The organism is Lelliottia sp. JS-SCA-14 (assembly GCF_035593345.1).
Classification (GTDB): domain Bacteria; phylum Pseudomonadota; class Gammaproteobacteria; order Enterobacterales; family Enterobacteriaceae; genus Enterobacter; species Enterobacter wanjuensis.
The window spans coordinates 588,296-609,686 of record NZ_CP141606.1; the positions used below are offsets into that span (position 1 = coordinate 588,296).

21 protein-coding genes are annotated in these 21,391 nt (G+C 57.7%); 13 read left to right on the plus strand and 8 right to left on the minus strand.

What is annotated here, in order from left to right; translation table 11 throughout:
• Positions 1–11: 11 nt before the first annotated feature.
• Entirely contained in the window at positions 12–305 is a 294-nt protein-coding gene (locus U9O48_RS02780) for a helix-turn-helix domain-containing protein (RefSeq protein ID WP_282493360.1), read from the minus strand.
• Between the two features lie 146 nt (positions 306–451).
• Positions 452–1,450 (minus strand): class 1 fructose-bisphosphatase, encoded by a 999-nt coding sequence (gene fbp, locus U9O48_RS02785; RefSeq protein WP_282493361.1) that lies wholly within the window; start codon positions 1,448–1,450, stop codon positions 452–454.
• 198 nt (positions 1,451–1,648) lie between these two features.
• Here fbp and mpl point away from each other — a divergent pair, with 198 nt between their 5' ends.
• Complete coding sequence (mpl, locus tag U9O48_RS02790; RefSeq protein WP_282493362.1) at positions 1,649–3,022, plus strand: UDP-N-acetylmuramate:L-alanyl-gamma-D-glutamyl-meso-diaminopimelate ligase; 1,374 nt, start codon at positions 1,649–1,651, stop codon at positions 3,020–3,022.
• A gap of 78 nt (positions 3,023–3,100) precedes the next feature.
• Here the strand turns inward: mpl and yjgA are convergent, their stop codons facing one another.
• Positions 3,101–3,652, minus strand: a complete 552-nt coding sequence (gene yjgA, locus U9O48_RS02795) for a ribosome biogenesis factor YjgA (protein WP_324723476.1) — start codon at positions 3,650–3,652, stop codon at positions 3,101–3,103.
• Positions 3,653–3,746: 94 nt separating this feature from the next.
• Here yjgA and pmbA point away from each other — a divergent pair, with 94 nt between their 5' ends.
• A complete protein-coding gene (gene pmbA / locus U9O48_RS02800) occupies positions 3,747–5,099 on the plus strand; it encodes a metalloprotease PmbA (protein WP_324723477.1) in 1,353 nt (450 codons plus the stop codon).
• A gap of 152 nt (positions 5,100–5,251) precedes the next feature.
• Positions 5,252–5,638: a cytochrome b562 gene (cybC, locus tag U9O48_RS02805; protein ID WP_100777838.1), complete on the plus strand. Its 387-nt coding sequence runs from the start codon at positions 5,252–5,254 to the stop codon at positions 5,636–5,638.
• Positions 5,639–5,708: 70 nt separating this feature from the next.
• Here cybC and U9O48_RS02810 read toward each other — a convergent pair whose 3' ends face one another.
• On the minus strand, positions 5,709–5,864 hold the full coding sequence (locus U9O48_RS02810) for a Hok/Gef family protein (protein WP_282493365.1): 156 nt from the start codon (positions 5,862–5,864) through the stop codon (positions 5,709–5,711).
• Between the two features lie 419 nt (positions 5,865–6,283).
• On the opposite strand from U9O48_RS02810, the gene U9O48_RS02815 reads away from it, so the two are divergent.
• From U9O48_RS02815 to U9O48_RS02860, 10 genes are all read left to right on the plus strand, one after another.
• The gene (locus tag U9O48_RS02815; RefSeq protein WP_282493366.1) at positions 6,284–6,622 is read left to right on the plus strand and encodes a glycine dehydrogenase; all 339 of its coding nucleotides are present in this window, start codon (positions 6,284–6,286) and stop codon (positions 6,620–6,622) included.
• Between the two features lie 11 nt (positions 6,623–6,633).
• A complete protein-coding gene (locus U9O48_RS02820) occupies positions 6,634–6,996 on the plus strand; it encodes an SFCGS family glycine-rich protein (protein WP_100777835.1) in 363 nt (120 codons plus the stop codon).
• A gap of 2 nt (positions 6,997–6,998) precedes the next feature.
• Positions 6,999–7,298, plus strand: coding sequence for a DUF4312 family protein (locus U9O48_RS02825; RefSeq protein WP_100777834.1), 300 nt, complete (start codon positions 6,999–7,001; stop codon positions 7,296–7,298).
• Positions 7,299–7,320: 22 nt separating this feature from the next.
• Positions 7,321–8,097, plus strand: coding sequence for a DUF4311 domain-containing protein (locus U9O48_RS02830; RefSeq protein WP_103947894.1), 777 nt, complete (start codon positions 7,321–7,323; stop codon positions 8,095–8,097).
• A 13-nt stretch (positions 8,098–8,110) separates the two neighbouring features.
• Complete coding sequence (locus tag U9O48_RS02835; protein WP_095280544.1) at positions 8,111–8,752, plus strand: DUF4310 family protein; 642 nt, start codon at positions 8,111–8,113, stop codon at positions 8,750–8,752.
• A gap of 42 nt (positions 8,753–8,794) precedes the next feature.
• Positions 8,795–9,928 (plus strand): amidohydrolase/deacetylase family metallohydrolase, encoded by a 1,134-nt coding sequence (locus tag U9O48_RS02840; protein WP_324723479.1) that lies wholly within the window; start codon positions 8,795–8,797, stop codon positions 9,926–9,928.
• Positions 9,912–11,030 carry a DgaE family pyridoxal phosphate-dependent ammonia lyase gene (locus tag U9O48_RS02845; protein ID WP_285145757.1) on the plus strand — a complete coding sequence of 373 codons (1,119 nt, stop codon included), beginning with the start codon at positions 9,912–9,914 and terminating at the stop codon, positions 11,028–11,030. The genes U9O48_RS02840 and U9O48_RS02845 overlap by 17 nt, the downstream gene beginning before the upstream one ends.
• Complete coding sequence (dagF, locus tag U9O48_RS02850) at positions 11,027–11,767, plus strand: 2-dehydro-3-deoxy-phosphogluconate aldolase (protein WP_324723480.1); 741 nt, start codon at positions 11,027–11,029, stop codon at positions 11,765–11,767. Before U9O48_RS02845 ends, dagF begins: the two co-directional genes overlap by 4 nt.
• Before the next feature lie 151 nt (positions 11,768–11,918).
• Positions 11,919–13,064 carry a lactonase family protein gene (locus tag U9O48_RS02855; protein WP_324723481.1) on the plus strand — a complete coding sequence of 382 codons (1,146 nt, stop codon included), beginning with the start codon at positions 11,919–11,921 and terminating at the stop codon, positions 13,062–13,064.
• Between the two features lie 19 nt (positions 13,065–13,083).
• Positions 13,084–14,994, plus strand: coding sequence for a BglG family transcription antiterminator (locus U9O48_RS02860; protein WP_324723482.1), 1,911 nt, complete (start codon positions 13,084–13,086; stop codon positions 14,992–14,994).
• Here U9O48_RS02860 and nrdG read toward each other — a convergent pair.
• From nrdG to treB, 4 genes are all read right to left on the minus strand, one after another.
• Entirely contained in the window at positions 14,991–15,455 is a 465-nt protein-coding gene (gene nrdG, locus U9O48_RS02865; RefSeq protein WP_285150368.1) for an anaerobic ribonucleoside-triphosphate reductase-activating protein, read from the minus strand. The two genes, U9O48_RS02860 and nrdG, sit on opposite strands and share 4 nt — an antisense overlap.
• A gap of 122 nt (positions 15,456–15,577) precedes the next feature.
• Positions 15,578–17,716: an anaerobic ribonucleoside-triphosphate reductase gene (gene nrdD, locus U9O48_RS02870; RefSeq protein ID WP_285150369.1), complete on the minus strand. Its 2,139-nt coding sequence runs from the start codon at positions 17,714–17,716 to the stop codon at positions 15,578–15,580.
• Between the two features lie 465 nt (positions 17,717–18,181).
• Positions 18,182–19,837: an alpha,alpha-phosphotrehalase gene (gene treC / locus U9O48_RS02875; RefSeq protein ID WP_285150370.1), complete on the minus strand. Its 1,656-nt coding sequence runs from the start codon at positions 19,835–19,837 to the stop codon at positions 18,182–18,184.
• A gap of 51 nt (positions 19,838–19,888) precedes the next feature.
• Positions 19,889–21,307: a PTS trehalose transporter subunit IIBC gene (gene treB / locus U9O48_RS02880; protein ID WP_282493479.1), complete on the minus strand. Its 1,419-nt coding sequence runs from the start codon at positions 21,305–21,307 to the stop codon at positions 19,889–19,891.
• Between the last annotated feature and the right edge of the window lie 84 nt (positions 21,308–21,391).

Consider the following 21,391-nt stretch of genomic DNA (forward strand, 5'->3'; position numbering starts at 1 on the left):
TGCGCCGGGGTTTATACTTCCGTAGTATTCACTGCACCAATATTTTGATGAATATCCGCCATTAAATTTTCCAGCGAATTGGTTAACTGTAATGCTTTTGGCGTCGGCTCAAGATATAAGCCTTTACGAATAAATAACGGCTCGTCAAAGAGTTGATTAAAACGTTTTAACGCCAGGCTCACCGCGGGGCGGGACATCTCCAGACGGATGGAGGCTTTCGCCATGCTGCCGCAACGGACGATCTCAATAAAGACAGGGATAAGATTTAAATCAATACCGGTGTTCGCACGAGAAAAATTTTGCATCCTGACAGTCACTCCTCTGAATAATTACGCAACTGTTCAGAATAATGCGCGACAGGGCGGGAAGATTAAAGCGCCATTTTTATATTCATTTATACGGTAAAATATATAAATAAGAACGGGGAGTGGAACTCCCCGTAAGAAAAGCATTATGCGTCAGGGTATTCGCGGATAAGACGCTCGACGTCTTCGACCATATGATCGTTGCCGACGAAGAACGAACGGCGCTGGTGCAGACTCTCCGGGATGATGTCCAGGATGCGATCTTTACCATCGCTCGCCTTGCCGCCGGCCTGTTCGGCCAGGAACGCCATCGGGTTGCATTCGTACAGCAGACGCAGTTTCCCTTCCGGGTGGCTGGCGGTGCTTGGGTAAAGATAAATGCCGCCTTTCAGCAGGTTACGGTGGAAATCCGCCACCAGAGAACCGATGTAGCGCGAGGTATACGGGCGCTGGGTCAACTTATCCTCTTCCTGGCAGAATTTGATGTACTTCTTCACGCCATTCGGGAATTTGATGTAATTGCCTTCGTTAATGGAGTAGGTGCTGCCGCTGGCCGGGTAACGCATACGCTCCTGACACAGGCAGAACACGCCCAGCGACGGGTCGTAGGTAAAGGCGTGCACGCCGCAGCCGGTGGTGTACACCAGCATGGTGGAGGAGCCGTAAACCACATACCCGGCCGCCACCTGCTTGTTGCCCGGCTGGAGGAAATCTTCTTCCGTGACCGGCGTGCCGACAGGCGTGACGCGGCGATAGATAGAGAAAATCGTGCCGACAGAAACGTTAACGTCGATGTTCGATGAGCCGTCCAGCGGATCCATCAGCACAACGTATTTGGCGTGCTCGCAGCCTTCGAAAACCACGATTTCATCTTCTTCTTCGGACGCGATGCCCGCGACGATATCGCGTGCGCGCAGTGCGGCTTTCAGTTTTTCATTGGCGAACAGATCGAGTTTTTGCTGCACCTCGCCCTGCACGTTTTCGGCACCGCTGGCACCCAGGATATCGACCAGACCGGCCTTGTTGATATCGCGGTGGATGATCTTCGCGCCGAGCTTTATTGCCGACAGCAAAGCAGTGAGCTCACCGGTAGCATGAGAGAACTCGTGCTGCTTTTCGACAATAAATTCACCTAACGTTTTCATAACACTTTCCCTGCATCGTATGTGAGTAAAGCGATCGTATGTTGCGTATAAAGCCAGAAGTCCAACAATCTTAACAAACATTCAAATATTAGCGCAGAGGTGAATCGCGCCAGCAAAATACGGATTTACCTGAAATGCGTTTCTCTGGCGCTGACATGTGAGTAAAATGTGCGCCACACAGAAGAGGGATAGTGACGTATGCGCATTCATATATTGGGGATTTGTGGCACTTTCATGGGCGGACTGGCGATGCTGGCGCGCTCTTTAGGCCATGAGGTGACAGGTTCGGACGCCAATGTGTATCCGCCGATGAGCACATTGCTCGAGAAGCAGGGCATCGACCTGATTTCGGGATATGACGCCAGCCAGCTGGACGACGAGCCCGATCTGGTGATTATCGGCAACGCCATGACCCGTGGTAATCCGTGTGTGGAAGCGGTGCTGGAACGCAACATTCCGTTCATGTCCGGCCCGCAGTGGCTGCACGATTTCGTGCTGCGCGATCGCTGGGTGCTGGCCGTTGCCGGTACGCATGGCAAAACCACCACCGCCGGGATGGCAACCTGGATCCTGGAAGCCTGCGGCTACCAGCCGGGCTTTGTGATCGGCGGCGTACCGGGGAATTTTGACGTCTCCGCGCGTCTGGGCGACAGCCCGTTCTTTGTGATTGAAGCGGACGAATACGACTGCGCGTTCTTCGATAAGCGTTCCAAGTTCGTGCATTACTGCCCGCGCACGCTGATCCTCAACAACCTTGAGTTCGATCATGCGGACATCTTTGACGATCTGAAAGCCATTCAGAAACAGTTCCACCACCTGGTGCGCATCGTGCCGGGCCAGGGCCGCATCATCTACCCGGAAAACGACATCAACCTGAAACAGACGATGGCGATGGGCTGCTGGAGTGAGCAGGAGCTGGTGGGCGAGCAGGGCCACTGGCAGGCGAAGAAACTGACCACCGACGCGTCCGAATGGGAAGTGTTGCTGGACGGCGAGAAAGTCGGCGAAGTGAAGTGGGCGCTGGTCGGCGAACACAACATGCATAACGGTCTGATGGCGATTGCCGCCGCGCGTCACGTGGGCGTAGTGCCTGCCGATGCGGCGAATGCGCTGAACTCGTTCATCAACGCCCGTCGTCGCCTTGAACTGCGCGGCGAAGCCAACGGCGTGACCGTGTACGACGATTTCGCCCATCACCCGACGGCGATCCTCGCGACGCTGGCTGCCCTGCGCGGCAAAGTGGGCGGTACGGCGCGGATCCTGGCGGTGCTGGAACCGCGCTCGAACACCATGAAAATGGGGCTCAGCAAGGACGATCTCGCACCGTCGTTAGGCCGCGCGGATGAAGTCTTCCTGTTGCAACCGCAGCATATTCCGTGGCAGGTGGCGGAAGTGGCCGAAGCCTGCGTGCAGCCTGCGCACTGGCATGCGGACGTGGATACGCTGGCGGATATGATCGTGAAAACGGCCCAGCCGGGCGATCACATTCTGGTGATGAGTAACGGTGGTTTTGGTGGGATACATCAGAAACTGCTGGACGGTCTGGCGAAGAAAGCACAAGCGGTAGAGTAGCTGTTGTGCCCGGTGGCGCTTTGCTTACCGGGCCTACGGGATCGTAGGCCGGATAAGCGCAGCGCCATCCGGCAAAACTTAACCTTCGTTCTCAGCCAGCTCGCGCAGATACTGGAAAATCAGGCGCGCAGATTTCGGCGGCTTATTCCCTTCTTTCTCTTTCTTCGCGTTGCGGATAAGCGAACGTAACTGCTGACGGTCGGCGTCCGGCCACAGGTTCAACACTTCTGCGACGGCGTCGTCGCCATTATCCACGAGACGGTTGCGGATCTGCTCCAGCTTATGGAACAGCGCAACCTGCTGGTTGTGGCGGTTCTTCAGCTTGTCCAGCGCCTGGCGAATCGGTTCTACGTCACGCTGGCGCAGCATTTTACCGATCAGCTGCAGCTGACGGCGACGGCCTTCTTTTTTGATACGTTGGGCCAGTTCAATGGCTCCGCGCAGATCCGGGTCGAGCGGGAGTTTATCCAGCGCGTTTTTACCCAGCTCTACCATTTCCGCACCAAGTTGTTTTAACTCTTCGGCGTCGCGTTTAATTTCACTTTTACTGACCCAGATGATTTCATCATCTTCGTCTTCGATGTCATCACCGGGAACGTCGTCGAGCCAGTCTTCGGGCTGCTTAGTCATGTCAGGCTCCTTAAAAAAGAGGCTAATGTTACCAGTTAAGACGCGCACTGAAAAACGGTTCTCTGTTAGACTTCAGATAACTCCCTCTTACAGTATGGCATTTGCGATGAAAGTAACCTCACAAGTTGAAGCGCAGCGTAAGATTCTTGAAGAAGCGGTATCCACAGCACTGATGCTGGCCTCAGGCCAATCCGATGGCGCAGAAGTGGCGGTCAGCAAGACCACGGGCATTAGCGTCAGCACCCGCTTTGGCGAAGTGGAAAACGTTGAATTTAACAGTGACGGCGCGCTGGGGATTACGGTTTATCACCAGAATCGCAAAGGCAGCGCCTCGTCGACGGACCTCAGCCCGGATGCGATTGCGCGCACCGTGCAGGCCGCGCTGGATATCGCGCGCTACACCTCGCCAGACCCGTATGCCGGCGTGGCGGACAAAGAGCTGCTGGCGTTTGATGCGCCGGATCTCGACCTGTTCCACCCGGCGGAAGTGTCTCCGGACGAAGCCATTGAGTACGCGGCTCGCGCAGAGCAAGCCTCTCTGAAAGCGGATAAACGCATCACCAATACCGAAGGCGGCAGCTTCAACAGCCACTACGGGATCAAAGTGTTCGGCAACAGCCACGGCATGCTGCAGGGCTACTGTTCAACGCGTCACTCTCTCTCCAGCTGCGTGATCGCCGAAGAGAACGGTGATATGGAGCGCGATTACGCCTACACCATTGGCCGCGCGATGGGCGATTTGCAGTCCCCGGAGTGGGTCGGTGAAGAGTGTGCGAAACGCACCCTGTCCCGTTTGTCGCCGCGCAAACTCTCTACCATGAAAGCGCCGGTGATCTTCGCCAATGAAGTGGCGACCGGTCTGTTTGGTCACCTGGTGGGCGCGATTGCGGGTGGGGCGGTTTATCGTAAATCTACCTTCCTGCTCGACGCGCTGGGCACACAAATCCTGCCGGAATGGCTGACCATCGAAGAACATCCGCACCTGCTTAAAGGCCTGGCGTCCACGCCGTTCGACAGCGAAGGCGTGCGCACGGAACGTCGTGACATCATCAAAGACGGCGTGCTGACCCAGTGGCTGCTGACCAACTACTCCGCGCGCAAGCTGGGGCTGAAAAGCACCGGTCACGCGGGCGGGATCCACAACTGGCGCATTGAAGGCCAGGGTCTCAGCTTCGAGCAGATGCTCAAACAGATGGGAACCGGCCTGGTGGTCACCGAGCTGATGGGCCAGGGCGTGAGCGGCATCACCGGGGATTACTCGCGCGGTGCGGCGGGCTTCTGGGTCGAAAACGGCGAAATTCAGTACCCGGTGAGCGAAATCACCATCGCCGGTAACTTAAAAGATATGTGGCGCAATATTGTGACCGTCGGTAACGATATTGAAACGCGCAGCAATATACAGTGTGGTTCTGTTTTACTACCCGAAATGAAAATCGCCGGTCGGTAATACCCGTCATACTTCGAGCCGCAGGTGCGTTGGCTGCGTGCGCTCACCCCAGTCACTTACTTTAGTAAGCTCCTGGGGACTCACGCGCTTGCCGCCTTCCTGCAACTCGAATTATTTGGGTATTCTTTTCATAATAAAAAAGGAAGTGAGCAATGTATAAAAGCCTGTTAGCCGTCGTCGTCGCGTCAACCCTGGTCATGAGTTCGGCAGCCTTTTCGGCCGATCTTGAAGACAATATGGACACCCTCAGCACCAATCTGAAAGTGGTGCAAAAAACGGATAATGCGACAGAAATGAAGGACGCATTAACCAAGATGCGCGCCGCCGCCCTCGACGCGCAAAAAGCAACGCCGCCTAAGCTGGAAAACGCCGCACCGGACAGCGCCGAGATGAAAGATTTCCGCCACGGTTTTGACGTGCTGGTCGGCCAGATTGACGGTGCGCTGAAACTCGCGAACGAAGGCAAAGTGAAAGAGGCGCAGGCCGCCGCTGACGGGTTTGTCACCACGCGTAATGAGTACCACAAAAAATACCGTTAATTGGGTGCCTGAGCTGTACGCCCTTTCTCGTGATGCGGAGGCATACTCCCTGCCTCCGCATGTCAGCTCCTTACTTTCCGGAGCGGCAGTCCATCCGCGCAGTTAACTCCAGCGAACCCTGATGAAAACGGATTTCACACAGGGTTTTCCGGTTTACCAGAGATAAGATGATTATTGTCAAAGCAATAATCATCAGGGCCCTAATAATGGGTTTCTGCTGCTTCATGGGTGCCTCCTTGCTTTAAAAGCGGGTAAGGCACTAACTTCACGTGTGAGGACGTGTCGTTTAAGGCCCCGACCCTGGTTTTAAGTCAGTTAGGGGCTTTCCACTTTCCGTCCCATGCATGAGACGGTCAGTCTCAAGCACCCACCCGCACTCTACCGAATCCCGATAAGAAAACCTTATCCACGTCACATTTCTACGAGCCTGCTCGTAAACTTTTTCGCTCTCATCCGTACCCTTTGACCACCGAATCGCGTGACATTCATCACGCAAATCCAGCTGATAATCCATATTCACCGCAATTATGTGGCACAGATCACTGGTGCCGCTCTCCTTTCCACTTCGAAGTGGAAAACAACTCGCTACAAACAATTCACCGCCGGCGTTAGTTTTATCCCAGAGCCATTAACGGGGTAAGACGAGTGATTAACGGAGCGGTAATGAACGACGTTGGGGAACAGGCAGCGCAAACGGCACAGCTCGCCGACACCATGCTGGAGCAGGTTTTCACGCTGCTTCGCCAGCACAACATCATTCCCAATGACGTCCAGGTACAAATGCTGACTTCACACGTTCGCGCGATGGCGCACCGGTCCGTGACCGGCGAACCGCTGCCGGACGTTGAAGCCGACCTGTTTGACGAAATTTCTGCAGATTCAATGCGACTTGCCCGCGAAGTCGTGGCGCAGTTCGGCAATCTTCCTGATGAAGAAGCCTGGCTGCTCTCCGTTCACTTCGAAGTCGCGAAAGACAACCTTTAAGGAGCACTACCATGGAACAAATTACTGTTGTGATTGGCGATCGTCTGGGCAAAGGCCAGAAAGTGGCTATCGGCGTTGAGAAAGCAGGCGGACGTGCGGTTGTGGTTCCGGGCGTGGCGGCGGACATGAAGCTGGGTGACGTGATGAAAGCGGAAAACGCCACCTTCGGCATCTCTTTCTGCGGCAGCGGCGGCGCAGGCGCTATCACCGCTCAGACCAAATACGGCTACAAAGCCAAATACGGCATGCGTTCGGTAGAAGAGGGCGTCACCGCCATCAACGAAGGCTGCAACGTGCTGGGCTTTGGCTTTATGGATAAAGAAGAGCTGGGCGAGCGTCTGGTCCAGGCGTGGCAGAAGAAGCACGGCGCCTGAGTATGAAAGAACAATTCACCACCACGGTGAGAGTGAAAGGCAAAGGCGAGATGAAATCCCGCGCCTTTGCCGACGCGCTAAACCACGTTCAGGCCGCGGTGATGAAAGCATCGCCGCATATCTTACTGCGTATTGAGCCACAGGATGTGCAGGTTGTTCAGGCGCAAGAAGCGGTGCGTAAAGAAGCCTTTCTGTACTTCTTTTTGCGCCGGGAAAGACGCACCTACAGCGTGGAGCTGGATGTGACCGTCAACGTGACCGCCATCAATCTCGACAAGGTGGACTTTGTCACGCAACGCTGATTCTTACTAATAGGGCAGACTAATGTTCCTGATAATTTTAATAAAATCGCTCATCATCGGCGGCCTGGTCGGCGTCGGCGTGGGCGCCGGAGCGGCACGCATGTTTCATGCGCCTACCACACAAGGTATGGGCGCGTTTCGTACGTTGGGGGAACTGAACTCCTGTGAAGGGGACCCGGCGTCTCACTTCTCCTTTGGTCTGGGGTTCTTCTTTAACGCCTGGGCATCGTCAGTGGCTGCGGGGGCATTCACTCAGGACGTTGACCATCGCATCATCCCGAACTGGGGGGCGGCGGCGCTGATGCTGAAAAACCGCAACGTCGGCGAAACGCTGCACGACCCGCGCAAAATGGCGATTGCCTGCGGCATCATCGGCATGTTCGTCGTCACCTTCCTTAACCTCACCGCATCGTCCGTTCCGGCAGCCCTTCAGGTCACCGCCGTGAAGGTTCTGGTCCCGGCAGCGAACCTGCTGGTGAACACCGTGATGCCGGTGATCTTCTGGCTGGCGGCCATTGATGCGGGCAAAAAATCGGGCTTCTGGGCAACCGTGTTTGGCGGCGCAGCGCAGCTGATCATGGGTAACGCCGTACCGGGTCTGGTGCTGGGCATTCTGATCGGTAAAGGCGTCGAAGAGAGCGGCTGGAACCACGTCACCAAAGTGATGATGGTCGCCATCGTTCTGCTGTTCGTCCTGAGCGGCTTCTTCCGCGGCTTCGACATGAAGATGATCGAATCCTTCCATCTGACCGTGCCGAACTGGCTCGAACTGATCCACAGCTCGCTCAGCGGCAAATAACAGGAGCCTCGACATGGAACAGAATAAAGGTTTTTGGTATGCCGACTGGTCGTTCCCGATCTTCGTTGGCCTGCTCTCCTCCGGCGTCTTCGCCGGGACGCACATGTACTACCTGTACGGCATCGGCGCATTTAACGAAGTGGCCTTCGTGGCGATGCTGAAAGCGGGCATCGACACCGGCGTGTACGGCGCGGTGGCGGCGTTCGGCGCGAGCTTCCTGTTCGCCCGTATCATCGAAGGCTCCCTGGTGGGGATCCTGGATATCGGCGGTGCGATTCAGACCGGCGTGGGCCTCGGCGTTCCGGCGCTGCTGCTGGGCGCGGGGATTATGTTCCCGGTGACCAACTTTATCGCCTCGCTGGCGACCGGCCTGGTGATTGGCCTGGCGATTGGGTACGTCATCATTCTGGCGCGTAAATTCACCATCAATCAGAGCAACTCCACCTACGGGGCTGACGTGATGATGGGCGCGGGTAACGCCTCGGGCCGCTTCCTCGGGCCGTTGATTATCCTCAGCGCCATGACCGCCTCCATTCCGATTGGTATCGGCTCCCTGGTCGGCGCGCTGCTGTTCTACCTCTGGCAGAAGCCGATTACCGGCGGCGCGATCCTCGGCGCCATGATTTTAGGCTCGCTGTTCCCGGTAGCCCTTTAACACCCACGGGCGCTCAGGCGCCCGTCCTTTCAGGAGATACGCATGTTTGATTTACTCCTGCGCCGTGCGCGCCTGACCGACGATACCCTGACCGATATCGCCATCCAGGACGGTAAAATCGCAGCGCTGGGCGAGATTTCCACTCCCGCACACAAAACCGTCGAGCTGAACGGCGAAGTCTTCGTCAGCGCCGGCTGGATTGATTCCCACGTTCACTGCTACCCGAACTCCCCGATCTACCACGATGAACCCGACAGCGTCGGCATCGCCACGGGCGTGACTTCGGTGGTGGACGCAGGCAGCACCGGCGCGGATGACGTGGACGACTTCTACGACATCACCCGCAAAGCCTCAACGGACGTTTTTGCCCTGCTGAACATCTCCCGCGTGGGGCTTATCGCCCAGAACGAACTGGCGAACATGGCCAATATCGATGCCGACGCGGTGAAGCAGGCCGTTGCACGCCACCCGGATTTTATCGTTGGCCTGAAAGCGCGCATGAGCAGCAGCGTGGTCGGCGAAAACGGCATCACGCCGCTGGAAAGTGCGAAAACCATTCAGAAAGAGAACGGCGATCTGCCCCTGATGGTGCACATTGGCAACAACCCGCCGAACCTCGATGAGATCGCTGATTTGCTCAGCTCCGGCGACATCATCACTCACTGCTACAACGGCAAACCGAACCGCATTCTGACGCCGGAAGGCGAGCTGCGCGCTTCCGTCACCCGTGCGCTAAAGCGCGGCGTGCGTCTGGACGTCGGCCACGGTACCGCGAGCTTTAGCTTTGAAGTGGCGAAACGCGCCATCGCGATGGGCATTCTGCCGCACACCATCAGCTCGGACATCTACTGCCGCAATCGCATCAACGGTCCGGTGGGCAGTCTGGCCAGCGTGATGTCGAAATTCCTCGCCATTGGCATGTCGCTCCCGCAGGTGATCGAGTGTGTCACCGCCAACGCCGCCGATGGCCTGCGCCTGGCCCATAAAGGCCGCCTTCAGCCGGGTCTGGACGCCGACCTGACGCTGTTCACCGTCAAGCGCCAGCCGACGCTGCTGGTGGATGCGGAAAACGACAGCCTGCAGGCTGAACATATTCTGGTGCCGCTTGCCGCGATCCGCGCGGGCAAGGGCTATATGACCGAACAAGGGAGTACGGAAAATGCCTTCGATTTATGAGAAGTACAATTTAAAACAGGTCATTAACACGTCTGGCCGCATGACCGCGCTCGGCGTATCCACCCCGCGCCCGGAAGTGGTGCAGGCGGCGATGGACGGCATGAACCAGTACTTCGAGATGAAAGATCTGGTCAATAAAACCGGGGAGTACATCGCGAAGCTGCTGGACGTGGAAGGGGCGACGGTGGTCTCCTGCGCGTCGGCGGGGATTGCCCAGTCCGTTGCGGCGGTGCTGGTGAAAGACAGCGACTGGCTGCTGGAAAACCTGCACGTCACCCCGATCGAGAACAACGAAATCGTTCTGCCGAAAGGCCATAACGTTAACTTCGGCGCGCCGGTCGGCACCATGGTGGCGCTCGGCGGCGGCAAACTGGTGGAAGCCGGGTATGCCAACGAATGCTCCGCCGATCAGCTGGCGGCAGCGATCACCCCGCGCACGGCGGCGATCCTCTACATCAAATCGCACCACTGCGTGCAGAAAAGCATGCTCAGCGTTGAGCAGGCGGCGGTGGTGGCGCGTAAACACGATCTTCCGCTGATCGTCGATGCGGCGGCGGAAGAAGATCTTCACACCTACTATCGCTCCGGCGCGGATCTGGTGATTTACAGTGGCGCGAAGGCGATCGAAGGGCCAACCAGCGGGCTGGTGATCGGCAAAACGCAGTACGTCGAGTGGGTAAAACGCCAGACGGCGGGCATTGGCCGGGCGATGAAAGTGGGCAAAGAGGGGATTCTCGGCCTGACCTGCGCCATCGAACACTATCTGACGGCGACCAAAGAGAGCGGGGCAGAGATGGTGGCGAAGATGACGCCATTTATCGATTCCCTGAATACCCTCAACGGCGTCACGGCCCGCGTGGTCTGGGACAGCGCCGGTCGCGATATCGCGCGCACCGAAATTAAATTCGACGAAGCCACCACCGGCGTCGGCACCGGCGAGCTGGTCAGCCAGCTCAAGCAGGGTGAATACGCGATCTATTTCCGTGGCTACAAGGCCAACGAAGGGATTATCGAAGCGGACGTACGCAGCGTCAGCGCCGATCAGCTGAACATTGTTTATCGCCGCATCCGCGAAGTCTTAAGCCAGGAGAAATCAGCATGAAACTGACCCCCAATTTTTATCGTGACCGCGTGTGCCTGAACGTGCTGGCCGGTTCCAAAGCCAACGCCAGTGCGATCTATGAAGCCGCAGAAGGTCATGTCCTGGTGGGCGTGCTCTCCAAAAACTATCCTGATGTGGCCAGCGCTGTCGCCGATATGCGTGAGTACGCCGCGCTTATCGACAACGCGCTCTCCGTTGGGCTGGGCGCGGGCGATCCGAACCAGTCGGCGATGGTGAGCGAGATTTCTCGCCAGGTGCAGCCCCAGCACGTTAACCAGGTGTTCACTGGCGTCGCGACCAGCCGCGCGCTGCTCGGGCAGAACGCGTCCGTGGTCAACGGTCTGGTCTCGCCAACGGGCACCGTCGGGATGGTCAAAATCTCCACCGGCCCGCTGAGCAGCAAAGCGCCGGACGGCATTGTTCCGGTGGAAACGGCGATTGCCCTGCTGAAAGATTTCGGCGGCAGCTCAATCAAATACTTCCCGATGGGCGGCCTTGAGTGTCGTGAGGAATACAAAGCCGTCGCCGAAGCCTGCGCCCGCCACGATTTCTGGCTGGAGCCGACCGGTGGTATCGATCTGGAGAACTTCGAGGAGATCCTGCAGATCGCCCTGGATGCGGGCGTGAGCAAAATCATTCCGCATATTTATAGCTCGATTATCGACAAAGCCAGCGGCGATACCCGTCCTGAGGACGTGCGTAAGTTGCTGGAGATGACGAAGAAGTTGGTTAAGTAGTTTTTCCCCTCACCCTAACCCTCTCCCACAGGGAGAGGGGACTAAAACCGCCCTCACCCTGTGAGAGTGGGGACTCTTATCTCCCTCTCCCTGTGGGAGAGGGGCGGGGTGAGGGCATCAAACCGCACCATAGCCAAAGCCAGGAGCCACCATGCACCCCCATCACCTGCTCGTCGCTTCACTCTCCCTGCTCGCAACCGCCGCCGTTGCTCAGCCTCAGTACGCCTGGGTCGGCACCTACAACCCGAACGGCGAAGGGCTGTACCGTTTTACGGTCGATCCGCAAACCGGCGCGCTCGGTGACAAAAAGCTCGTCAGCCCACTGCCCAACGCCGCGCAGCTCACCGTCTCACACGACGGCAAAACCCTGTATCTGGCAAGCGAAGCCGAGAAAGGCGCAATCCAGGCGCTGCGCATCGGTGCTGACGGTGAGCTGACCGAGCTGAATCAGGTAGCGTCCGGCGGAGCGGGGCCGGTGTATGTGTCCCTCACGCCAGAGGGGCGTCATCTGCTGGTGGCGAACTACGTCAGCGGCTCGATTGCGGTACTGCCAGTGAAGGCGGACGGCAGCCTGGGCGAGGCGAGGGATACCCATCAGGATCAGGGCGAGCCCGGCGCAGCGAAACCGGAAGCAGCAGTGGAGGGGAGTTTCGCTGCGAGCGATCACAACGGCCCGCACGCCCATATGATCGCCGCCGATCCGAGCGGGAAATTCGTCTTCTCGACGGATCTCGGCCTGGATCGCATCTACCAGTATCGCTTTGACGGTCAAAGGGGAAAACTCACGCCAAACGATCCGCCGTTTATCAGCGCCTCGTCGAAAGGCGCGGGGCCGCGGCATTTCGTGTTTACGCCGAAAGGTGACGGCCTGTGGCTGATCAACGAAGAGTCCTCGACCCTGACCTGGTATGCGCTGGATAAAGCCTCCGGCACCCTGAAAGCGGGCAAAACAATCTCGTCGCTGCCGAAGGAGTACAAAGGCACCAGTTTTGCCGCCGGGCTGGCGTTGAGCGCCGATGGTCAGCAGCTATACGTCGCGAACCGTTTGCATAACAGCATCGCGCACTTTAGGGTAACGGCGGACGGCACGCTGGTGCATCAGGACGATGTCTGGACGCGCGGGGATTACCCGCGCTCCCTGACCCTGGATCAGCAGGGCCGCTGGCTGTACGTTATGAATCAGCGCAGCGATAACATCACCCGTTTTCGCGTTGCGCCCGATGGCACACTAAGCTTTGAACCGGACTACACGCCGGTCGGCAGTCCATCACAGATGGTCATTTCAACCGGGCCATGAGCCGTAAGAGGACAAAGACGTGCGATTTCCGAACCAACGTTTAGCGCAACTGTTTGATCTGTTGCAAAACGAGACGCTGCCGCAGGATGAACTGGCGCAGCGGTTATCGGTATCCACGCGTACCGTACGGGCGGATATTACTGCCCTGAACGCGCTGCTGGCAGGCCACGGCGCGCAGTTTATTCTCAGCCGCGGCAACGGCTATCAGCTGAAGATTGACGATGCCGCGCGCTATCAGTCGCTGCAGGACTCCCGTCCGCGCGCGCTGCGTATTCCGCGCACCGGGCAGGAGCGCGTCCATTATCTGGTGGTGCGCTTTCTCACCTCTGCCTTTTCCCTGAAGCTGGAAGATTTGGCTGATGAATGGTTCGTCAGCCGTGCGACCCTGCAAAACGATATGGTGGAAGTGCGGGAGTGGTTCCAGCGCTACAGCCTGACGCTGGAAACCCGTCCGCGCCACGGCATGAAACTGTTCGGCAGCGAGATGTCGATTCGCGCCTGCCTGACCGATTTGCTGTGGGAGCTGGCGCAGCAGGACAGCCTCAATCCGCTGGTGACGGAGGTCGCCCTGAATGCGGGCGTACCGGAGCAACTGGTGGGGATACTGCACGACACGCTGACGCGCCATCACATTCGTCTCACGGATGAGGGCGAGCTGTTTGTGCGGCTCTACTCCGCGGTCTCCGTGAGGCGCATCAGCGAAGGCTATCCGCTGCCGGAATTTAACGCCGAAGACGTGGAAGAGAACGTGCGCGATGCCGCGCGGGATATCGCCGCCGCCATCGCCCGGCTGGCGGACAAAGTGCTTTCGCCGTCGGAGGAGAACTGGCTTTGCGTCCACATCGCCGCGCGCCAGATTCAGGAGATCGCCCCGAGCGCGATTAATGCCGACGACGACGAAGCGCTGGTAAACTACATCCTGCGCTACATCAACACCCACTATAACTACAACCTGCTGAACGACGCCCAGCTGCACGCGGATTTGCTGACGCATATAAAAACCATGATCACTCGCGTGCGTTACCAAATCATGATCCCCAACCCGCTGCTGGATAACATCAAACAGCACTATCCGATGGCGTGGGACATGACCCTGGCGGCGGTCTCCGGCTGGGGGAAATACACTCCTTACGTCATCAGCGAAAACGAGATTGGTTTTCTGGTGCTGCATATCGGCGTCGGGCTGGAGCGGCACTATAACGTGGGCTATCAGCGCCAGCCGCGCGTGCTGCTGGTGTGCGATGCCGGGAACGCGATGGCGCGCATGATTGAAGCGGTTCTAGCGCGTAAATACCCGCAGGTGGAAGTGACGCGCACCGTCACGTTGCGTGAGTACGAACTGGCGGAAAGTATTAGCGAGGATTTTGTCATTTCCACCGCGCGCATCAGCGAAAAAGCCAAACCGGTGGTGCAGATCGCCCCGTTCCCGACCGACTATCAGCTGGAGCAGATCGGCAAGCTGGTGCTGGTGGATCGCACCCGTCCGTGGATGCTGGAAAAGTACTTCGACGCCGACCATTTCCGCGTGATCGATTCAGGCATGGATCAGCAAACCCTGTTCCAGGAACTGTGCGGACAGCTGCGTCAGGAAGGGTTTGTCGACGCGGAGTTTCTTGATTCGGTGGTGGAACGTGAAGCCATCGTCAGCACCATGCTCGGCGACGGCATCGCGCTGCCGCACTCCCTTGGTCTGCTGGCGCAAAAAACCGTGGTCTACACCGTGCTGGCACCCCAGGGCATCAAGTGGGGCGACGAAACGGCGCACGTCATTTTCCTGCTGGCGATCAGTAAAAGCGAGTACGAAGAGGCGATGGCGATCTACGATATTTTCGTCACCTTCCTGCGCGAACGGGCCATGACGCGGCTGTGCAACTGCCGCGATTTTACGGAATTCAAAGCGGTGGCGATGGAGAGTTTGAGCCGGTTTTAACGCAAATGATGCACAACCTGGTTGCTGCTGCCCCGCCAGATCAGAGCCGGGTCTTTCAAATCCTGCACAAATTTGCCGTCGACCAGGACATTAATCAGGTCGACGATTTCTCTCTGCGCATCGTTCAGTTCATCCAGCTTGTAGCCGGTCCATACCCAGATATCTTTCCCCGCGCACTCTTTGTGAATGCGCTTCACCAGCCTGAGAATATGCGGCACGTTCTGCGGATGCAGCGGGTCGCCGCCGGAGAGGGAGATCCCCTGGCGCGGGATACGCGTATCGTTCAGATCGCGGATGATCCGGTTTTCCATTTCGTCGTCAAACGGCAGGCCCGAGTTCAGCCGCCAGGTGCTTTTGTTGTAGCAGCCAGGGCATTCGTGAACGCAGCCTGAAACGAACAGGGTGCAGCGGGTGCCTGGGCCATTGACGATGTCGACGGGGTAATACTGGTGGTATCTCATTTCTGTTTCCCAATGAGCACGCTGATGCCCTCACCCCGGCCCTCTCCCACAGGGAGAGGGAGTTCAAGTCCCCTCTCCCTTGAGGGAGAGGGTTAGGGTGAGGGGGAAAATCCCGCAGAAGATTACCCGATCTGCCCATTCCCCAGATGCTTCACGCGACGCTTCACTTCTTCCTGCTTACCGGCGTTAAACGGACGGGCGTCCGGGCTGCCAAGATATCCGCACACGCGGCGAGTCACGGAGACGCGGGCCGCATCGTGGTTACCGCATTTCGGGCAGGTAAAGCCTTTGCTGGTGCACTCAAACTCACCGGTAAAGCCGCACTCGTAGCACTCGTCGATCGGCGTGTTGGTCCCGTAATACGGCACGTGCTGATAGCTGTAATCCCACACGTCTTCCAGCGCTTTCAGGTTGTGCTGAATGTTCGGGTACTCGCCGTAACAGATGAAGCCACCGTTAGCGACCGGCGGATAGGCCGCTTCAAAGTCAATCTTGTCGTACGGGTTTACCTTTTTCTCCACGTCGAGGTGGAAGCTGTTGGTGTAGTAGCCTTTGTCGGTCACGCCGTTCACCACGCCAAACTCGGCGGTATCGAGACGGCAGAAGCGGTCGCAGAGGTTTTCACTCGGCGTGCTGTAGAGGCTAAAGCCATAGCCGGTTTCGTCTTTCCACAGATCCACCGCATCGCGCAGACGCTGAACGATAGCGATACCCTTCTCGCGCAGGGCTTCACTGTCATACATATGCTGATTGCCAAACAGGGCGTTGATGGTTTCGTGGATGCCGATATACCCCAGGGAGATCGATGCGCGGCCGTTCTTGAAGATTTCAGACACGTCGTCGTCCGCTTTCAGGCGCACGCCGCAGGCTCCTTCCATATACAGAATCGGTGCCACGCGGGCTTTGACTCCTTCCAGACGGGCGATACGGGTCATGAGTGCTTTACGCGCCAGCTGCAGACGTTCGTCGAGCAGCGTCCAGAATGCCGCTTCGTCACCCTTCGCTTCCAGCGCGATGCGCGGCAGGTTAAGGCTGATCACGCCGATGTTGTTGCGGCCTTCATGGATCTGCTCACCGTGTTCATTTTCATACACGCCGAGGAAGCTGCGGCAGCCCATTGGGGTCTTGAACGAACCGGTGACTTTCACCACCTGGTCGTAGTTCAGGATGTCCGGATACATGCGCTTGCTCGCGCATTCCAGCGCCAGCTGTTTGATGTCGTAGTTCGCATCGCCAAACTTGTGGTTCAGGCCATCGCGAATGGCGAAGACCAGTTTCGGGAACACCGCGGTTTTACGGTTTTTGCCGAGGCCCGAAATGCGGTTGCGCAGAATCGACTGCTGAATTAGACGCGATTCCCAGCTGGTCCCCAGACCAAAACCGAAGGTGACAAACGGCGTCTGGCCGTTGGCGGTGTGCAGGGTGTTCACTTCGTATTCGAGGGACTGGAACGCATCGTAGCACTCTTTCTCGGTGCGGGAGTGCGCGTAACCGTCGGCATCAGGAATGTTCCACTCCTGCGCCACTTTACGATGCTTGTTGAAGCTCTCGGTGACGAACGGGGCCAGCACTTCGTCGATACGGTTGATGGTGGTCCCGCCGTAAATATGGCTGGCGACCTGGGCGATAATCTGCGCCGTTACCGCCGTGGCGGTGGAGATAGATTTTGGCGGCTCAATCTCGGCGTTACCCATTTTAAAGCCGTGGGTCAGCATGCCTTTCAGGTCGATCAGCATACAGTTGAACATCGGGAAGAACGGCGAGTAGTCGAGATCGTGGTAGTGGATCTCACCGCGTTCGTGCGCCTGCACCACGTCGCGCGGCAGCAGGTGCTGACGGGCATAGTGCTTGGCGACGATACCGGCCAGCAGGTCGCGCTGGGTCGGGATCACTTTGCTGTCTTTGTTGGCGTTTTCATTGAGCAGCGCCGAGTTGGTCTGCTCGACCAGGCCGCGAATCTCCTGATTCAGGCGACCGCGTTTTTCACGCTGGATGTCACGGTCGTGACGGTACTCAATGTAGGCGCGCGCCAGCTGCTTGTACGGACCGGACATCAGCTGGTTTTCCACCGCAGTCTGGATCTCGTTGATATCCACCTGGCTGCGTTCATTCATCTGGCTACAGACAATTTCTGCGACGGTGGCGCAGTAATCTGCGTCATCGACTCCCGCTGCTTTAGCTGCACGCAGAATGGCTTCTTTGATGCGCTCTGACTTAAACGGCACTTTACAGCCATCTCGTTTCATCACATGCGGTGTCATGATCACTCCATTAAAAACAGGTTATCCACAGAGGTGGGGAAGACGGCACAGGACGCAAGTCCCGATGTCTCAGTCACTTCCCTCGTTCCCGACGCTTGTTATCCACAATTCCGGAAGGCTGAGTCGCCGTTGTCTTGTTGGAATAGTAGACGATAAATACAATATGTTGGGTCGGCGTGCATTTTAAGTTCTATATGTAGTGATTTGCATCAAACATGTTTGCGATTTTTTTGATTCAGAACAAAGTAAAAAGACGAGAGTACAAACGGCGGGCACTACAGCGATTGTAAATAAGGGAAGGAAAAATCTGATTAATTATTCAACAAAAACAGTAAGGTATTGTCGGGAAAACGTAGCGCAGCCAGACACCTTTGCCCGGCGGCACTTCGTTTGCGCGGGCCTACAACACCATAAATATTGTGGGTTTGTAGGCCGGGTAAGCGAAGCGCCACCCGGCAGGAAGCATTACTCCTGTACCCACCACACCGCCTCAAACGGCCGCAGCGTCATCGCGGTCGGTTTCGCGGCCACTTCGGCGTAGTTACTGATGGCCACGCGCCAGTCTCCGCTCACGGCATCCGGCCGCCATTCCTGGCATTCGCGACTCAGGTTAGCCACCACCATCAACGTCTGCCCTTGCCACTGGCGGCGGTAGCACCACAGGGAAGGGTGCATCGGGAGCAGATCCTGATAGTCGCCCCAGGTCAGTAGCGGGAGTGATTTACGCAGGGCGATCAGCGACTGATAGGTATAAAACACCGAATCGGGATCGTTGAGCGCCGCGTCCACGTTGATGGTTTCGACGTTATCGCACAGATCGATCCACGGCTCACCGGTGGTAAATCCGCCGTTCGGCGTGGCATCCCACTGCATCGGCGTGCGGCCGTTGTCGCGGGATTTACTCGCCAGAATCGCCAGAAGTTCGTCCGCATCGCGGCCTGTTGCCCGCAGTTCGGCGAACATGTTATGGCTTTCCACATCGCGATAATCGGTGATGCGCGCGAAGTGCGGGTTAGTCATGCCGATCTCTTCGCCCTGATAAATGTACGGCGTGCCCTGCATGCCGTGCAGCACCATCGCCAGCATTTTGGCGGATGCGCTTCGATACTCGCCCTCGTCGCCAAAGCGCGAAACGATGCGCGGCTGATCGTGGTTACACCAGAACAGAGCGTTCCAGGCAACGCCATGCATTCCCTGCTGCCAGTGGCTGAACAGCGTTTTCAGCGCCACGTAATCGGGTTTTGCCAGCGTCCACTTTTCGCCGTTCGGATAATCGACTTTCAGATGATGGAAGTTAAAGGTCATCGACAGCTCGCGCCCGTCGAGGGCGGCGTACTGCTGGCAATTTTCCAGCGACGTGGAGGACATCTCGCCCACGGTCATCAGGTTGCGCGGGGTGAAGACGTCCCGGCTCATCTCCTGAAGATATTCATGGGCGCGCGGGCCGTCGGTGTAGAAACGGCGGCCATCGCCCAGCGCATCGTTCGGGAAATCCTGGTCCTTGGAGATCAGGTTAATCACGTCGAGACGCAGGCCGTCCACGCCGCGGTCGGCCCAGAATTCGCACACTTTTTTCAGCTCGCTGCGCACCTCCGGGTTTTCCCAGTTCAGATCCGCCTGCTCCGGGGCGAAGAGGTGCAGATAATACTGCTCGCTCTCGGCGTGCCAGCGCCACGCGTTGCCGCCAAACTTGGAGCGCCAGTTGTTCGGAAGCTGGTCCGGCGTGCCGTCGCGCCAGATGTAGAACTCACGGTACGGGCTTTCTTTATTCAGGGACTCGCGGAACCACGCGTGCTGCGTGGAGGTGTGGTTGAGCACCATGTCGAGCACCAGACGGATGCCGCGCGCGTGGGCCTGGGCCACCAGCTCGTCAAAATCATCCAGGGTACCGTAGGCCGGATCGATAGCGGTGTAGTTCGCCACGTCGTAACCATTGTCCACCTGCGGGGAGATATAGAACGGCGTCAGCCAGATGGCGTCCACGCCGAGGGTTTTCAGGTAGTCCAGACGCTGGGTCACACCGCGTAAATCACCGGTGCCACGCCCGGTGGTGTCCTGAAAACTCTTTGGGTAAATCTGATAGATGACGCCGTTTTGCCACCAGTGCGGAAGGGTATTCATAATGCGTTCCTGCAAATGCGAAGGGGCGCAACTGCGCCCCGAAAGAAGAAGTTAAACAATCTGCAGCGTGCCCTGACGGAACTTGCGCTGATAGATAACAGTGGTCAGCGCCATCGGGACGATAATCGCCACCGCCATCGCCAGAGCAAAGACCTGCCAGTAGGTCGGCTGAATGGAGAGGATGCCCGGCAGGCCACCCACGCCGATGCCGTTCGCCATCACGCCGTTGAGCCCACACAGCAGCCCCGCGAGGCCGGAGCCGATCATCGCGCAGAGCATCGGGAAGCGGTACTTCAGGTTGATGCCGTACATCGCCGGTTCGGTCACGCCGAGATAGGCGGAGATGGCGGCCGGAACCGAGATTTCACGCTCGTTGTGTTTGCGGCTGACCAGGATAATGCCGGTGACAGCAGACGCCTGCGCAATGTTCGACAGGGCGATAATCGGCCAGACCGGCGTGCCGCCGAGGCTCTGAATCATCTGCATGTCGATGGCGAGTGTGGTCTGATGCACGCCGGTAATCACCAGCGGCGCATAGAGGAAGCCAAACAGCGCGGCGCCAATCGGGGCGAAGCTGCCGGTCATCAGGTGACGCACCGCGAAGGCCACGCCGTCGCCAATCATGCGGCCAAACGGACCGATAAAGGCGTGGGCGAGGAACACCGCCAGAATCAACGAACAGACCGGAACGACCACCAGATAGAGGTAATCCGGCACGATGCGTTTCAGGCGGGTCTCAATAAAGCCCAGCGCCAGACCGGCCAGCAGAGCGGGGATCACCTGCGCCTGATAACCCACTTTGGCGATGGTAAACAGGCCGAAGTTCCACACTTCCGGTACCTGCTGCCCAAGTAAGTAAGCGTTCATTAACTGCGGAGAGACCAGCGTCACGCCGAGCACGATACCGAGGATCGGCGTCCCGCCCATTTTGCGCACCGCCGACCAGCAAATCCCGACCGGCAGATAGAAGAAGATCGCCTCGCCAATCAGCCACAGGAAGTCATAGATGCTTTGCAGCGCGGGATACATCTGCGCCAGGGTTTTGCCGTCGCTCATCGGCACATCGCCGATCACGTTGCGGAAGCCGAGAATCAAGCCTCCGCTGATCAGCGCCGGCAGCAGCGGGAAGAAGATCTCCGCGAAGTGGGAGATCAGCTGCTCGTGCCATTTCATATTCTGGCGCGCCGCTTTCTTGGCCTGCTCTTTATCCGCCGTCGAATGCCCGGTGGTCGCCAGCAGAGCCTGATAGTAATCGCCCACTTCGGTACCAATCACCACCTGGAATTGCCCGGCGTTGGTGAAGCAGCCTTTGACCATCGACAGCTCCTCGATGGCCTTCGGATTGGCTTTGGCCGGATCGTTCAGCACAAAACGCAGACGGGTAATACAGTGGCTGACGGTGGCGATGTTTTCGCGGCCCCCAACCAGCACGATCAGCTGGTCGATATCAGATTGTTTAACTTTGCTCATCATGAAGCCTCATGACAGATGTGGAGGGTAATAACCTGGACGCAAGCCTACTCTTTGAGCGACACGGTGAAAATGGGAACGTTC

What these genes read in the sequence shown, in the direction of transcription:
- U9O48_RS02830 (WP_103947894.1), top strand. Translation starts at nt 7,321, where the DNA reads ATGTTCCTGATAATTTTAATAAAATCGCTCATCATCGGCGGCCTGGTC.
- treB (WP_282493479.1), bottom strand. Translation starts at nt 21,307, where the DNA reads ATGAGCAAAGTTAAACAATCTGATATCGACCAGCTGATCGTGCTGGTT.
- U9O48_RS02780 (WP_282493360.1), bottom strand. Translation starts at nt 305, where the DNA reads ATGCAAAATTTTTCTCGTGCGAACACCGGTATTGATTTAAATCTTATC.
- pmbA (WP_324723477.1), top strand. Translation starts at nt 3,747, where the DNA reads ATGGCATTTGCGATGAAAGTAACCTCACAAGTTGAAGCGCAGCGTAAG.
- fbp (WP_282493361.1), bottom strand. Translation starts at nt 1,450, where the DNA reads ATGAAAACGTTAGGTGAATTTATTGTCGAAAAGCAGCACGAGTTCTCT.
- U9O48_RS02825 (WP_100777834.1), top strand. Translation starts at nt 6,999, where the DNA reads ATGAAAGAACAATTCACCACCACGGTGAGAGTGAAAGGCAAAGGCGAG.
- yjgA (WP_324723476.1), bottom strand. Translation starts at nt 3,652, where the DNA reads ATGACTAAGCAGCCCGAAGACTGGCTCGACGACGTTCCCGGTGATGAC.
- U9O48_RS02835 (WP_095280544.1), top strand. Translation starts at nt 8,111, where the DNA reads ATGGAACAGAATAAAGGTTTTTGGTATGCCGACTGGTCGTTCCCGATC.
- dagF (WP_324723480.1), top strand. Translation starts at nt 11,027, where the DNA reads ATGAAACTGACCCCCAATTTTTATCGTGACCGCGTGTGCCTGAACGTG.
- nrdD (WP_285150369.1), bottom strand. Translation starts at nt 17,716, where the DNA reads ATGACACCGCATGTGATGAAACGAGATGGCTGTAAAGTGCCGTTTAAG.
- U9O48_RS02845 (WP_285145757.1), top strand. Translation starts at nt 9,912, where the DNA reads ATGCCTTCGATTTATGAGAAGTACAATTTAAAACAGGTCATTAACACG.
- U9O48_RS02855 (WP_324723481.1), top strand. Translation starts at nt 11,919, where the DNA reads ATGCACCCCCATCACCTGCTCGTCGCTTCACTCTCCCTGCTCGCAACC.
- U9O48_RS02810 (WP_282493365.1), bottom strand. Translation starts at nt 5,864, where the DNA reads ATGAAGCAGCAGAAACCCATTATTAGGGCCCTGATGATTATTGCTTTG.
- treC (WP_285150370.1), bottom strand. Translation starts at nt 19,837, where the DNA reads ATGAATACCCTTCCGCACTGGTGGCAAAACGGCGTCATCTATCAGATT.
- nrdG (WP_285150368.1), bottom strand. Translation starts at nt 15,455, where the DNA reads ATGAGATACCACCAGTATTACCCCGTCGACATCGTCAATGGCCCAGGC.
- cybC (WP_100777838.1), top strand. Translation starts at nt 5,252, where the DNA reads ATGTATAAAAGCCTGTTAGCCGTCGTCGTCGCGTCAACCCTGGTCATG.
- U9O48_RS02840 (WP_324723479.1), top strand. Translation starts at nt 8,795, where the DNA reads ATGTTTGATTTACTCCTGCGCCGTGCGCGCCTGACCGACGATACCCTG.
- mpl (WP_282493362.1), top strand. Translation starts at nt 1,649, where the DNA reads ATGCGCATTCATATATTGGGGATTTGTGGCACTTTCATGGGCGGACTG.
- U9O48_RS02820 (WP_100777835.1), top strand. Translation starts at nt 6,634, where the DNA reads ATGGAACAAATTACTGTTGTGATTGGCGATCGTCTGGGCAAAGGCCAG.